Source organism: Thiothrix eikelboomii (genome assembly GCF_900167255.1).
In the GTDB taxonomy this organism is placed as follows: Bacteria; Pseudomonadota; Gammaproteobacteria; order Thiotrichales; family Thiotrichaceae; genus Thiolinea; species Thiolinea eikelboomii.
The window spans coordinates 14,923-29,179 of the sequence record NZ_FUYB01000023.1 but is presented as its reverse complement, the minus strand read 5'-3'; the positions used below and the strand labels follow the sequence as shown (position 1 = coordinate 29,179).

Below are 14,257 nucleotides of genomic sequence, written 5' to 3'. Positions count from 1 at the left end.
TAAACTTGAAATTCACCTAAATATAAGTAGTTACGATGGGGATAGGCGGCACTGCTGGTACTAAACCCATCACGAATTCGCCCCCTAAGGTATTAATCTGCAGGAGGTTTTGCCTTAAAGGAGCGGCTTGCATTTGTGTAAATAAAGCAGGTAAAACACTCTTAATATCTGCATAGCGCTGGTAATAGCCTGCTGAAACATTTTTGAAATACATAGGTTCAGTGCCACCTCGAAAGCGCTGAATGCCCCGCAAGAATTCATCTTGCTGCGCCCCTTGAACGGTGGTTGCATCTTTGCCTAATTGCCGCAAAATAGTCTGTAAGGCTGGACTGGAGCGTGCAGCTAGGTCGGTAATTAAAATCGTCAGTTGTGTGGGGCCTAAGACCCAAGAGGAATAGCAAGTGGTGGGTAGGTTTGGCATTAAAGCAAACCAGCGTTCAGCTAAAGCACTCACTTTGTTCGCTGTTAAACTGCGATATTTAAAGCGATAATTCGTAAACTGTGCCGGACTCGGGTGAGTTTTGAACTGTAGCTCAGTCACAATCCCTAAGCTACCATTATTCCCACCTTTGCAAGCCCACAGCAGTTCAGGATTATCGTTTGAGTCTAAGAGTTTGCCTTGACCGTCGACCATTTTTACGCGGGTTAGGCTGTCACAGGTTAACCCTAGGCTGCGAGAAAAAAAGCCATAACCACCCCCTAAAGTTAAACCTGCTACCCCCACTCCTGCACACGAGCCTGCTGGAATTAACCGTTTAAACTGCGCAAGATAAGCATAAACCTCGCCTAGTTTGGCACCGGGCTGGGTGATGAAGGCTTGATTGGTGGCGGTATACTTAAAGCTTTTCAATAAAGATAAGTCAACCAACAAACCTTTATTATTCAAGCTATAACCTTCAAAGCAATGCCCACCGCTTTTGACCGCAATCGGTAAGTTGTTGGCTGCGGCATACTGTATCGCAGTTTGCACACCTTGATCAGATAAGCACACGGCAATCAGGCTTGGCATTAGGTTAATGCGCTTATTGAAAATTTGCCGTCGTTGCGCATAGTCAGGGTCAGTGGGTTTGAGGAAGTACAGATGTCCAGCTCTTTGTGGCAAGCGAGTATCAGCAACTGCCCACTCTGCTTGCTGAGCCACAGGGATAGCTAAGGCCGTTAACAGGGTTTTTAAGGCCTCGCGTCGTGTCAGGTCTAACATACTGCACTCCGGGGTAAGCTAGATTACATGGGCTGTTCAGTACTCAATGCCGTTTGGCGCAATAAGCTATGCAAAATATCTTTATGTGTGATGACTCCGACTATCTTGCCCGCTTGAGTCACACATAAGGGTTGGTCGGTTTGCTCAGCCACCTCAACTACATCCTGCATCCAAGTATCATAGTCGAGGGTTTGCAGGGGATACTCTTGGTTCTGCAAGCGGAGGCTAATCGGTGTATTCGTGGCATCAAATTGCAAAATCCAGCCCTCATCTAGACTGATTTGGTCTTGAGTACGATTAAATTGTGTCAGGGGGCGCATCAGGACACCCGCATATAAAACATGCAGTGGATTAATATTGGCAACAAAACGACGCACATATTCATTGGCAGGTTTGAAAATAATATCGCGGGCAGTTCCCGCCTGAATAATGCGCCCACTTTCCATAATCACAATCTGATTACCTAACTTGAGGGCTTCATTCAGGTCGTGGCTGACGAAAATAATCGTGCGTTTGAGGGTTTTTTGTAGCTCCAGTAATTCATCCTGTAAGCGATCACGGATCAGGGGGTCGAGTGCAGAAAAGGGTTCATCCATTAATAGAATATCTGCATCAGTAGCAAAGGCACGCGCTAAGCCAACTCGCTGCTGCATACCGCCAGACAACTCATTCACTGGCTTATCCGCCCAATCGGATAGATTCACTAGGGCTAATTTTTCATTGGCAATGCGCTGCACTTCATCTTTAGGGACACCTTTCACTGCTAAGCCAAAGCCAACATTTTCACGCACTGTGCACCAAGGCAATAAGCCAAATTGTTGAAATACCATCGCAATTCGATCACGGCGTAATTCACGCAATTGACGGCTGGAGATGTTAGCCATATCGACCGTTGTGCCTTTATGTGCAATCAATAGCTCACCACGAGTCACGGGATTTAAACCATTCACGCACCGCAGCAGCGAGGATTTACCAGAGCCAGATAAACCCATCAGTACACAAATTGTACCCTCTTCAACGCTGAGGCTAGCATCAGCTACCCCTAAGACTGAGCCTGTTTCCGCGAGGATTTCACTGCGAGTTTTACCCTGATCCAGTAAAGCTGCCGCTTGTTTTTGATCTTTGCCAAAGATGACATCGACATGTTTGAATTCAACAGCAGCCATTTACGGTGCTCCTGCGGGTTGTTTGGCGGGTTGTTTGAAAAGGCGATCGAGCAAGATAGCTAAAATCACAATAGCTAAACCTGCCTCAAAACCTTTTTCAATATTCACCGTATTCAGTGCTCGTACCACGGGTTTACCCAAGCCATCCGCCCCGACTAGAGCGGCAATCACCACCATTGACAGCGAGAGCATAATGCATTGAGTCAAGCCCGCCATAATCGTTGGCATCGCATAGGGTAATTCAATCCGCCAAAGCAATTGATGCTTGGAGCAACCAAAGGATTTGCCCGCTTCAATTAAGGTATTCGGCACACTCGAAATCCCCAGCCAAGTCAAACGTACCGGCGCCGCCAATGCAAAAATGATGGTCGAAATCAGCCCAGGCACAACGCCCAAACCAAATAAAATCAAGGTCGGGATCAGATAGACAAAGGTCGGAATCGTCTGCATCAAATCCAAAATTGGCCGTAGGATGGTATACAGCAGAGGATGATGTGCCGCTGCAATTCCTAGCGGCACACCAATCAACATACAGAACAAAGTTGCGTATAAAACTAACACTAAGGTTTCTAGGGTTTCCTGCCAATAGCCTAGATTGATAATCAGCAGTAAGGACAAGACCGCAAAAGCCACCAAGCCCCAACTGCGATGCAACCACCAAGCTAAGCCAGCAATGCCTGCAATCAGTAGCCAAGCTGGTAGCCAAACTAAAGCTGCCGTTGTTCCATTGAGGATAGTTTCCAGTACCATCGACAAACTATCAAAAAAGCCAGCCGCCTGTTGATTGAGGAGGTCAACACCTTGGCCTAACCATTTACCAATCGGCAATTTATGTTCTGTGAGCCAATCCATAGAAACCTACCTTGGTGTTTGGTTTAGAGTTCCAGTGCTTTTTTCACAGCCTCTGCAGCATCCTTACCCTCTTTGGTTGTGACACCCTCTAACCAAGGCTTGACTGCATCAGGATTCTTTTTCAACCACTCTTTGGCGGCCTCATTAGCTTCTTTTTTCTCATCCAAAATCGCGCCCATGATTTGGTTTTCCATCGGCAAAGTGAATTTCAAATTGCTAATCAGTTTGCCAACGTTCGGACATTCTGTGATGTAGCCTGCCCGCACATTGGTGTAAATGGTGGCACCCCCTAAATTCGGGCCAAAGACCTCATCGCCCCCCTCTAAATAAGCCAATTCAAATTTAGAATTCATAGGATGTGGTTCCCAACCCAAGAATAACACCCCTTCTTGGCGCTTAATGGCGCGCTCAACTTGGGCGAGCATGCCTTGCTCGGAGGACTCGACTATTTTGAAAGATTTAAGGCCAAATTTGTCGCCATCAATCATGCCTTGGATTAAACGGTTACCATCATTGCCCGGCTCGATACCATAGATTTCACCGTTTAAGTCATCTTTGAATTTGGCAATATCCGCAAAGTTTTTTAAGCCTTTGTCATATAAATATTTAGGCACTGCCAAAGTGTATTTCGCACCTTCTAGATTAGCGCCTAAGGATTCGACGGTTTTATCGTCCAAGTAAGGTTGGATGTCGGCTTTCATGGTCGGCATCCAGTTACCTAGAAATACATCAATATCTTTATTCTTTAAGCTGGCATAGCTAACCGGGACAGAGAGTACTTGGGAGCTGGGTTCATAACCTAGTGCAGTCAGCAAAGTTGAGGCCAGAGCAGTGGTGGCAGTGATGTCAGTCCAGCCCACATCTGCAAAGCGTACTTTGCTGCAAGTTTCTGGTTCAGCTGCTTGCACACCGACTCCCCAGGTAGCTGCAAGGATCAAGGCAACTGTACTCAGTTTTTTCAAACGCATATATTCCTCCTAAGTGACGATTATTGGTCTGCTAATGCAGGATTTTTAAACCTAACATTCTCCTCTAACAGCAGTTTATACTTGCCAGCATGAAAAGCAATCCAAACCAAATTCAAACCAAATTCAAACTACAGAGCAGGAAAACCTATGTCTTACTCAAGCCCACACCGCCTTTATATCGGCGGTCAATATCAAGAGGCTAGCTCTGGCGAAACCTTTGACTCGATTAATCCAGCGACCGGTGAGGTATTAGCCACTGTTCAACAAGCCTCTGTCGCCGACGTGGATAAAGCCGTGCAAGCTGCTGAAGCTGGATTTTTAGAGTGGTCAAGCTTGAGTGGTATGGAGCGTGGACGAATTTTAAATCAGGCGGTGGCCTTATTACGGGCGCGTAACGACGAATTGGCTTGGCTAGAAGTCCAAGACACAGGCAAGCCTCTGCAAGAGGCACTTGCTGTCGATATTGTGACGGGTGCGGATGTGATTGAGTATTATGCAGGCTTAGCCGCTAGTATTCAGGGTAGTTATCAAGATTTAGGCAAGGGTAAGTTTTTCTATACCCGTCGTGAGCCTTTAGGCGTTTGTGCGGGGATCGGTGCTTGGAATTATCCGATTCAAATCGCCTGTTGGAAATCAGCAGTAGCCTTGGCTTGTGGAAACTCAATGGTCTATAAACCCTCCGAACTTACCCCATTATCTACCTTGAAACTGGCAGAAATCTATACGGAGGCAGGTTTACCTGCGGGTGTTTTCAATGTGGTGCAAGGTGATTATCGGGTGGGGACGGCTCTAACCCAGCATCCACAAGTGAAAAAGGTATCCTTCACGGGGTCAACGGCGACGGGTAGTAAAATTCTTACCAATACAGCCAGTAGCATCAAAGAAGTCACCCTTGAGCTAGGGGGTAAATCGCCTTTGATCATTTTTCCTGATGCTAAACTAGATAATGCGGTGCATGGCGCTTTACTTGCTAATTTTTATACCCAAGGCGAGGTGTGTACACATGGGACTCGCGTGTTTGTGCACGAAAGTATTTATGACGAGTTTTTAGAAAAAACCGCTGCTATCACCCAATCAATGGTGATTGGCGACCCAACTCATCTACAAACCCAAGTAGGTGCTTTAGTTTCAGCGACTCATCTACAAAAAGTTTTGCACTATATTGATTTAGCCAAAAAATCCGGGGCGCGTTTAGTGTGTGGGGGTGAACGTGAAACGGCGAAGGGTTTAGATAAAGGTTATTTCGTACAGCCGACTATTTTTGCTGATTGTACGGATGAGATGCCACATACCCGCGATGAAATTTTTGGCCCGGTGATGTCCGTACTCAAATTCAAAGATGAAGATGAAGTCATTCAGCGGGCGAATAATACCCACTATGGCTTAGCAGCCGGCATTTTTACGATGGATTTATCTCGAGCGCATCGCGTGATTGCACAGCTGCAGGCGGGGATTTGCTGGATTAATACCTATGGACCCTCACCTGCAGAAATGCCGGTCGGTGGTTATAAACAATCAGGGATTGGGCGCGAGAATGGCTTAGAAACCCTTAAACATTATACGCAAGTGAAAAGTGTGTTGGTAGAATTGGGTGATCTACCTAGGCCGTATTAAGGCGGGTTTTCGGGTAGTAGAAAAAAAGACGCCCTGTCAAAAGACAGGGCAAGCGAGGGAGTAAGGTCTATGAAAAACAACGAAAAAATAACGAAAAAGCAATGAAAATCTATCTAAATCTAAATTAAGAACGCCCAACAGCAATAAAGCGCTTCTCATTATCCCGCTGAATTAACATAGCGAGCGGTTTATCAGTAGGGGCTTTATCCACGACCGTTTTTAATTCATCAGGTGATTTGATTTGGGTGTTATTCACCGAAATAATCACATCACCGGTCTGTAGGCCAGCACGGCTGGCGGGGCTGTCGACACGCACTTCCCGAACGACCACACCATCCGTACCGATATTAGCATCCTTGCGTTCTTGATCAGTTAATCCTGCCACCGCTAAGCCTAAGGCACCTGTGCCTTCCGTACTGTTCTGAGCCAGTTCTTGAGCTTCACCAGCGTCTTTATCTGCGAGCTTCTCAATCGTTACATTAAGCATCTTCTCAGCACCATTGCGTAGCACTTTTAAGGGAACAGTGCTACCGATGCCAGTCGTACCCACTAACAAGGGTAAATGATCTGCCGAGTTCACTTCAGTATTATTGAAGCCAACAATAATATCGCCAGCTTGTACACCGGCTTTATCTGCTGGACTAGCGGGCAGTACGCTAGCTACTAAAGCACCTTGCGGTTTATTCATTGAGAAAGAGTTAGCTAACTCTTGATCTAGGTTCTGGATTTGCACCCCCAACCAACCACGACTCACGACCCCAGCCGTTTTGAGCTGCTCAGTAATATTCTTGACAAGGTTAACTGGAATGGCAAACGAGATACCCATATAGCCACCACTGCGACTATAAATCTGTGAGTTGACCCCGACCACATTGCCATTCAAGTCAAATAAGGGGCCGCCAGAATTCCCCGGATTGACTGCCACATCGGTTTGAATGAAAGGCACATAAGTCCCATCCGGTAAACTACGAGAGAGTGCACTTACAATCCCTTGAGTTGCAGAGTGATCTAAGCCAAACGGTGCACCAATGGCCACTACCCATTGACCCACCTCTAATTTATCAGAGTCACCCAGATTGACCATTGGTAAACCCGTTGCCTCGACTTTAAGCAGTGCCACATCACTATGTTTATCTTTACCAATGACTTTAGCCGGTAGCTCGCGCTTATCATTTAAAGTCACCTTGATTTTGCTGGCGTTATCAATGACATGGGTATTGGTAACAATATAGCCATCTTGTGAAATGATAAAGCCTGAACCCATCGCTTGTGCATCACGCGGTTGGGGCATACCACGCGGCATATTGCGGAAGAATTTCTCTAATTCTTTTGGCAGGCCTTGCCCATCTGGAAAAGCGAACATTTCAGGCTCAGCGGTTTGATTCGCTTGGTTATCCACTTCCACCGAAATATGCACGACCGCATCCCGATTATTTTTAATCAATTGCGTCAGCTGAGGTAGGGCATCAGCATGCACTACCGGAGTGGCCAGTGGAAAAGCTAGGCTACACACCAAAGCACTGGCCGCTAGTACCGAAAGTTGTTTCTTGTTAAACAGTCCAACAGGCAGTAAGTTTGACATTCAGTAAATCCTCAAATGCGTTCAATATAGGTTGATCTTGCCTGAGTCAACCTTACCGTGGATTTTCCAAATAGTTAAAAAACGTTAACCTTAAAAGACTTATTTTTAATCCATCCAATCGCTGTCATAACCTTGATTGAATTGAATACATTCATCACGGCTTGACAGAATTTCAATCCGCTCGGGTGCACCCGCTGCATCAAAAAAGACTCGGCCGATCCCACTGCCATTATATAGGCGCTGATGTCGATAGCGGCCTTCGTGTTCACTCGGGCGGCGCTGTTGAATGCGCATATGCCGCCGCCGAGTCAACCAGTTGAGCGGTGAATAACTCGCAAATAGCCAGCGATTGAGTTTATCGAAATGCTTGAGCAGTTTTTCGGGGAAAGCATTTTTAATGCCTGAAGCGGTAATTTGCCAAATATGGGGCGTTTGCTCATGGTGGCGTAAGCGCCCATCATACACAAAAGAATAGTGCACATCGCCTGACAAAATAGTGAAATTGTGCGGGGTGCGCCGATGGCGGAAAATATTTAAAATCACATTCGCTGAACCTGGATGCGCCATCCAATTTTCTGCGTCTACTATCAGCGAGCCACCAAACCAAGTAAAGATGCGCTGTACGACTTCAATCAGCTTGACCCCAAAAATAGGCGCGGGCGAGACTAAAATGACGGCTGTTTCATGGATTAATTCTTGTTGCAAATCGCTTAGCATTTCCCAATCCATCAAGCCAGAAGGATCAGCAGCGCGAGTTTCTGAGCGCCAGCGCTGAGTACGGGTATCCAAGACGACGATTTTAGGTTGGGTTGCTAAGCTATAATGCCAGCCCTCCATTTTCAGCAGCTGATCAATTAACAAATCATGTAAAGCCCCTTTGCCAGTACGAAATAAGGCTTGAATGTTTTTAATTAAAGGCTCTGGAAAACGATTAGGGGCATTACCCCAGGCTTGGCAGAGAAAATAAGCAATTAAAGCATTGCCTAAAATACGCCGTGATAAGGGGTGTCCATACGCACTTTCCTCCCAATCCCGCGATAGATTCCAGTCATCGGTGATGTCATGATCATCAAAGATCATATAGGTAGGAATACTTGCTAAAACCCGTTGTACTTTATCTAGGCCTTGGGCAAATTGTTGAATGGCAGGCAATTGTGCTTGGTAGCGCGTTAAGGCTTCGCCCTCTAAGCCGGATAAATCATTTAAATCGACTAAAGGCCATAAGCTCGGTGACCAAACCAGTAAATACATACTGAGTACTTCAGCTAAGGTCGCCAGATGATTATCCGCATTCGCTGAAGTGAAAATCGGCTTCTTAGCACCGCGCAAAATTTTCCGTAAGCCTTGCCCACCGGGGCTGGAGGGTAAAAGTTCTAGGCGGCGGTAATAGTTTTTACGATTACCATGTAGGCTACGACTGTGTTGGAGTTCAGTTTGATCCAATGATTCTTCATACAGCCCTAGTTGAGCAATCACAGTATGAATTGCATGCAACATCGGGCCTGCGACATCATCATTATAAACTTGATCGCCCGTCATGATGAGCAGTGAGGGTTGTTCGCTGGGTGTCTCTAAACGGCGGGCTTCCGCTAGTTTTTGATCAACGACGAGTAAAGCATCCCCCCCTCGATAATGCGGTTTGCGACAAGAGCCATGTAAAACTTGGGTAATTTTCGGTTTAAAGGCAAAGCGTGGGCGAGTTTCTCCGGCATAAAGAATTTGTGGCGCCGTTGTTGCTAACCAATTAAAACCCGTGTCATGTGCTAAACCAATGTCATAACTCAGCCAAGTATTTTCTGGCAAGCTTTCCGGTAGTTGGATCACTAACAGATGTAAAAAGGCTTGCCCACCCAATACGACTAAACCGGCATGATCCGCAGGGAAATCAGCTGAAGTGAGTAGCTGCTCGGCTTGATAACAATTGACCTGTAGCGTGCAGGGATGGGAGCAGACTAACCAAAGCACCAGCTGCTGTTGACTGACATGGCGTAAAATAGGACCTGCTAAAATCGAGGGCAAGGAGTTAGTGGTAGCGGCGGTTGTTGTCATCATGCACGGCAATATAGGGGTGTCAGGATTATATTCAAAGTTATCATTTTCTGTTGCCACATTAACAAATGTTCATGGCAAGCCTAAGTGTAGCTAGTTATGCTTACTCATCATGAACATATTACTGATTGAAGATGATACTCATACTGCCAGCTTTATCCAAAAGGGTTTGGCTGAAAGCGGTTATATTGTTGATCATGCTGCGGATGGTGAGGATGGTCTGCATCTTGCCAGTACCGGTCAATATGATGTGTTGATTGTCGATCGCATGCTCCCAAAGCGAGACGGCTTGTCAGTGATTCAGGCTTTGCGTACTCGTGGCTTAACGACACCGGTATTAATCCTAAGTGCTTTAGGTGAAGTCGATAATCGTGTTGAAGGCTTACGGGCTGGCGGTGATGATTATTTAGTAAAGCCTTATGCCTTTAGTGAATTGCTGGCACGTTTGCAGGCCTTGTCACGTCGTACCCAGCCCTTACAGGAGCAAACCGTATTACGCTTATTGGATTTAGAAATGGATCTCATGAAGCGTCAAGTCAAACGTGCCGGTACGGTGATCACGTTGCAGCCGCGTGAATTCACTTTGCTCGAATACTTAATGCGGCATACTGGGCAGGTCGTAACACGCACTATGCTATTGGAAAAAGTTTGGGATTATCATTTTGATCCCCAAACCAATGTGATTGATGTGCATATTAGCCGCTTGCGGGGCAAGATAGACCGCGATTTCGACCCGCCATTGCTGCACACCATTCGTGGGGCAGGTTATATGCTCTATGATCCGACGGCTGCTTAATACCACTGTTTTTCGTTTATCTCTGGTTTATGCCTTGCTGTTCAGCCTAGTGGCGGGGGCGGCGATGGCTTCTATCTATTGGGTGGCTGCGGGGCAAATCCGTGAGCAAACCGATGCGCGCTTAGCTTTGCAAAGTGATTTGCTATTGAGCCTAGTTAAAAGTAGCAACTCCCTGCAAATCTTGCGTGATGCCATTCAAACTCGGAATGAAGAGCATGATGAGCAAGGTGAGCCACATTTCTATGTGTATGCCCTTACCACCAATACCAAGTTACCCTTCACTAAAAAAATGGAGGCGGAGTATTTTACCGAAGGGGGGCGGCGCGTGTTTGGCAGCTTGATGTTTAGCGATGTGCTAGACATTGTGGATCTTGAAATCCAAGTCAAGCGGGATGCCTATGCGCGGGTTATTATCACTCGCTTACCCGGAGGTGCTCAGCTGTTAGTGGCGGCGGATATGAGCGAGCAGAATACTTTACTGCGCAAGCTCTATGAGAGCATGTGGTTAGCCGTAGGTTTAATGTTTTTATTAGCTGTAGTGGGCGGTTGGCTCATGGGTTACGGCGTGTTGCGGCGGATTGATAGCATTCGCCAAACGGCTGGTGAAATCATTAATGGTGACTTGAGTCAGCGAATGGTCGTGACGCGGCGTAATGACGAATTTGATCGTTTGAGTTTAGTGCTCAATAGCATGCTGCATCGCATTGAAAGCCTGATGAAAGCGACCCGTGAAGTGACTGATAACCTCGCACATGATTTGCGTAATCCGCTCAATCGCTTACGTAATCGCTTGGATACCAGTCGTTTCCAACCGATGGATGCGACGCATTTTCAGCAAGTTCGGCAAGATGCTTTGCAAGATGTGGATGATTTAATTAAAACCTTCAATGCATTATTGAGTATCGCGCAAGCAGAATCAGGAGTGCATCGTGATGACTGGACCTCCATTCAACTTGATCAGTTAATTAGTGATTTAGGTGAATTGTATGAAGCAGTGGCTGAAGAGGAGGGGATTCAGTTTAGCTATACCGCACAGCCCGGTTTAGTCTTGCAGGCCAATCGACATTTGATTGCACAGGTTGTGACCAATTTACTGGATAATGCCGTGAAATATACGCCTAGGGAGGGTGAGATTAAGCTGGTTGCTGAGCAACAAGGCCAGACGATCTGCATTATAGTGAGTGATACCGGCCCTGGTATTCCGGCTGAAGAGCGTGAACGAGTGTTTAAGCGGTTTGTGCGCTTAGATAATGCGCGCAGCACACCGGGCAACGGCCTTGGGCTTAGTTTGGTCAAGGCGGTTGCAGATTTACACGGTGCTCAGGTGGAGTTAGCGGATAATCAACCGGGTTTGAAGGTGATTTTGCGCTTTACTGTTTAACTAGCCCGTTTTCAGACAAAATGATTCGTACTCATTTCATAAGCGTGCACTCGTTTGCGACCCGAATAAAAATAAAGGTTTAATAAATGTGGCGCGGGTGTATCTAAGGTGCGCGCCACCCGCATGAGTGTAGATAATTTTGCTTCCTGAATATCCGCACGCATGAGTTTGTGCCAAGTTTGGCGCGAAACACCAGAGCGCTCTGCTGCTGCTGTGACTGACAAGTTCAGGGCATCCATGCGTTCTTGTATATATTCAGCTAAGTCGATTCCCGACATAACGTACCCCTCTTTCAACATATCTCCCGACAGCTGAGAGTGTTACTGTTTGTTACTGGGGCTTCAATATGGAAATTTCCACATTCTAAACAGATGCTTAAATACCCGCCTAAACGCTTAGATCAAATCCAGTAAATGTAGCTGTCCGATGAGATACATCAGCTTATCTTTGGTGATACCGCCCATCCGAGCACGTAGCTCATCCAGCATATTCGCGGCATAACGATAGGAAATACCTCGATCAATTTGCTTTAAGGAGTAACCTAAGGCCAGATGCCTAAGAATTTGAATTTCTTTAGGTTTTAAAGTTTTCAAAAAAGGTTGCACAAACATCGCTGAGGTTTTCGTATTGTGAAAGCTGATGTCGTGAAATAATTGTGTGCAACGCAGTAAGGTTTCAAGATTTTCTTGCTTAAGCTTTTGGAAACCAACATCTTTTTCTGCACTAATCACACTCATGCCACCAATGCCAGACTCAGGGCGTAGCGTCGGGATCGTGAGTGCATTACGGATGCCATACTCCTCCCGTGCGGTTTGAATCACTCTATTTTCATCACAAGTCACTAAGCCGCCCAGTTCATGTTCGCGCCAATCCATCACTAGAGGAACCTGTGCACTATGCCCTAAACGAATCGTAAAGTCCTGCTCATGAAAATTAGCTTGGGCATAGTGGCTTAAAAAGGAAGTTGGATATTCTTGGGTATGCAGAAAAATAGGTGGGAAGGTATTACTCAGTTGCCACAACACGCTCGGAAAAAAAGTATAAGTCGCCCCATCGAAGCCCAAACCCATAATATAAGTCTCATAGACGTGAAAACGCTCAGGTACCGTTTCAACCCGATACAAGTCATCAACAAAATGACCCAACAAGGCATGCTTCAGCGGCATGAGCGTTTCCTACCTCTACATATCGCAATGGGTTTGCGATTTTAATTTAACTTTGCTTTAACTGTATTTTTTTCGCAGTACTAAAAAATTCAATCCACCTTGGAAGTGCTGTTGATGACATTCTAAAACTTCAAAGCCGACTTGCTGAGTTTGCTTGATCAAATCATCCATGCTAATGAAATTAGCTTGGGGATTAGCCGCTAACTGCAAGTTATAGTCTTGAAAGGCTTGAAAATCAGGGTGAGCCACTAATTCCTTACGCGCATCTTTGGCCAGCTTAGCTAAACTTAAGCTCGGGTTAGGGCTAGCCAACACAAACTGTCCGCCTGTCACCAGCAGATCAGCAATATGTTTTAAAGTGACTAAAGGTTCAGGCCAAGAATAATAGCTTTGAATAGATACTGCTGAATCATAGAGACCCTTGGCATCTTCAATTTTACAATGTTGGACACTGAACTGTTCGCGTTCTAAAGTACTAATGACCCACTCAGCAGCTGTCACCATTTCTGCTGAATAATCAACCCCAGTATAATGGCTAACTTGTTCATTATCAGCCAAAAAAGGGGCTATTTTCGCACTACCACAACCACAGTCTACTACCTTACCGGTTAAATGCAAGCAGGCCTCGTGATAAACTGCAAGTTGCATTGAAGTGGTCACTGCCGCAAATAAACGTGCATAGCTATTCCAGTCTGATTCAGGGTAGCGGTATTTTTGTTTTTCGTTATTATCTAATGCTTTCATCAGCAAACCTTATTTTTATGCCTAATTAGGCAGGTGAATAAATAGGATCATTCGCTTTAATTTCCCATTCTAACAGGGAGAAGCAATAATCAGTGCCATAGTGATAGCCGACATCTTTGCGAATCAAATTAGCGCTTAAGGCTCGGCGATAAAAACCAATATTTTTATCTCTTGTTATAAAAATCAATGAGTTAATCGAGTTTTCGCGAGCTAGTTGATAATAAGTTCGTAAATAAGTGGGCAAAATACCGCGTGCTGAATTAGAAATCGCAAAACGGCTAGGTTCGGCTATTCGGCCACGGTGTCTCCGCAGTAAATTAATTTCCTCGTGTATGATTTCATCAGCAGGTAAACCCCTTTCGCTATCGAGTACTAAACGTCCCGTACTGGTAATATCGCCGGTTTCGTCTTCACTATATAAAATGCAGGAATAATCATCATAAGCATCATTCGCTGCATCGTGCATCGTGGGATAATATTTGCCATATTCACTTTGTCTTAGCTGCCAAATTTTTGCTAGATCCGTGCCTTCGTGCACGACTTTTAAAGGTTGTGAAATACAAGTGTATTGATAGTTTATTATGTTCATTATGGTTGGATCTCTTAAGCCTATACCGATCCAAGCGCTTGGTAAATCAACTGCATGCCTAATTATTATGCTTGATTTTATAGCACATCTAGAAAAACACACGACAAACGGTCAAGCATTCCCTGCGTGTTTTTAACAGCTTCAGCTAA

13 protein-coding genes are annotated in these 14,257 nt (G+C 45.7%); 3 read left to right on the top strand and 10 right to left on the bottom strand.

What is annotated here, in order from left to right:
- Positions 1 to 16 precede the first annotated feature (16 nt).
- The 4 genes from B5D50_RS17175 to B5D50_RS17160 are packed head-to-tail and all read right to left on the bottom strand — an operon-like array spanning position 17 to position 4,187.
- The gene (locus B5D50_RS17175) at positions 17 to 1,201 is read right to left on the bottom strand and encodes an FAD-binding oxidoreductase (RefSeq protein ID WP_234975920.1); all 1,185 of its coding nucleotides are present in this window, start codon (positions 1,199 to 1,201) and stop codon (positions 17 to 19) included.
- 23 nt (positions 1,202 to 1,224) lie between these two features.
- Positions 1,225 to 2,367 (bottom strand): choline ABC transporter ATP-binding protein, encoded by a 1,143-nt coding sequence (gene choV, locus B5D50_RS17170; RefSeq protein WP_078923887.1) that lies wholly within the window; start codon positions 2,365 to 2,367, stop codon positions 1,225 to 1,227.
- Entirely contained in the window at positions 2,368 to 3,219 is an 852-nt protein-coding gene (gene choW / locus B5D50_RS17165) for a choline ABC transporter permease subunit (RefSeq protein WP_078923886.1), read from the bottom strand. It abuts the gene before it with no gap.
- Positions 3,220 to 3,242: 23 nt separating this feature from the next.
- Complete coding sequence (locus tag B5D50_RS17160; protein WP_078923885.1) at positions 3,243 to 4,187, bottom strand: choline ABC transporter substrate-binding protein; 945 nt, start codon at positions 4,185 to 4,187, stop codon at positions 3,243 to 3,245.
- A gap of 147 nt (positions 4,188 to 4,334) precedes the next feature.
- On the opposite strand from B5D50_RS17160, the gene betB reads away from it, so the two are divergent.
- A complete protein-coding gene (betB, locus tag B5D50_RS17155) occupies positions 4,335 to 5,801 on the top strand; it encodes a betaine-aldehyde dehydrogenase (RefSeq protein ID WP_078923884.1) in 1,467 nt (488 codons plus the stop codon).
- Between the two features lie 124 nt (positions 5,802 to 5,925).
- Here the strand turns inward: betB and B5D50_RS17150 are convergent, their stop codons facing one another.
- Both B5D50_RS17150 and B5D50_RS17145 read right to left on the bottom strand, forming a co-directional pair.
- Positions 5,926 to 7,383 (bottom strand): DegQ family serine endoprotease, encoded by a 1,458-nt coding sequence (locus B5D50_RS17150; RefSeq protein ID WP_078923883.1) that lies wholly within the window; start codon positions 7,381 to 7,383, stop codon positions 5,926 to 5,928.
- A 105-nt stretch (positions 7,384 to 7,488) separates the two neighbouring features.
- Positions 7,489 to 9,435: an alkaline phosphatase D family protein gene (locus B5D50_RS17145; protein ID WP_200807130.1), complete on the bottom strand. Its 1,947-nt coding sequence runs from the start codon at positions 9,433 to 9,435 to the stop codon at positions 7,489 to 7,491.
- A gap of 109 nt (positions 9,436 to 9,544) precedes the next feature.
- Between B5D50_RS17145 and B5D50_RS17140 the strand changes: the two genes are divergently transcribed.
- On the top strand, positions 9,545 to 10,228 hold the full coding sequence (locus tag B5D50_RS17140; RefSeq protein ID WP_078923881.1) for a response regulator transcription factor: 684 nt from the start codon (positions 9,545 to 9,547) through the stop codon (positions 10,226 to 10,228).
- Positions 10,209 to 11,609: a sensor histidine kinase gene (locus B5D50_RS17135; RefSeq protein ID WP_078923880.1), complete on the top strand. Its 1,401-nt coding sequence runs from the start codon at positions 10,209 to 10,211 to the stop codon at positions 11,607 to 11,609. The genes B5D50_RS17140 and B5D50_RS17135 overlap by 20 nt, the downstream gene beginning before the upstream one ends.
- An 11-nt stretch (positions 11,610 to 11,620) precedes the next feature.
- Here B5D50_RS17135 and B5D50_RS17130 read toward each other — a convergent pair whose 3' ends face one another.
- From B5D50_RS17130 to B5D50_RS17115, 4 genes are all read right to left on the bottom strand, one after another.
- Entirely contained in the window at positions 11,621 to 11,887 is a 267-nt protein-coding gene (locus B5D50_RS17130) for a helix-turn-helix domain-containing protein (RefSeq protein WP_159448669.1), read from the bottom strand.
- A 117-nt stretch (positions 11,888 to 12,004) separates the two neighbouring features.
- Entirely contained in the window at positions 12,005 to 12,775 is a 771-nt protein-coding gene (locus B5D50_RS17125) for an autoinducer binding domain-containing protein (RefSeq protein WP_078923878.1), read from the bottom strand.
- Between the two features lie 57 nt (positions 12,776 to 12,832).
- Positions 12,833 to 13,519 (bottom strand): class I SAM-dependent methyltransferase, encoded by a 687-nt coding sequence (locus B5D50_RS17120; RefSeq protein ID WP_078923877.1) that lies wholly within the window; start codon positions 13,517 to 13,519, stop codon positions 12,833 to 12,835.
- Between the two features lie 25 nt (positions 13,520 to 13,544).
- The gene (locus tag B5D50_RS17115) at positions 13,545 to 14,108 is read right to left on the bottom strand and encodes an N-acyl amino acid synthase FeeM domain-containing protein (RefSeq protein WP_078923876.1); all 564 of its coding nucleotides are present in this window, start codon (positions 14,106 to 14,108) and stop codon (positions 13,545 to 13,547) included.
- Between the last annotated feature and the right edge of the window lie 149 nt (positions 14,109 to 14,257).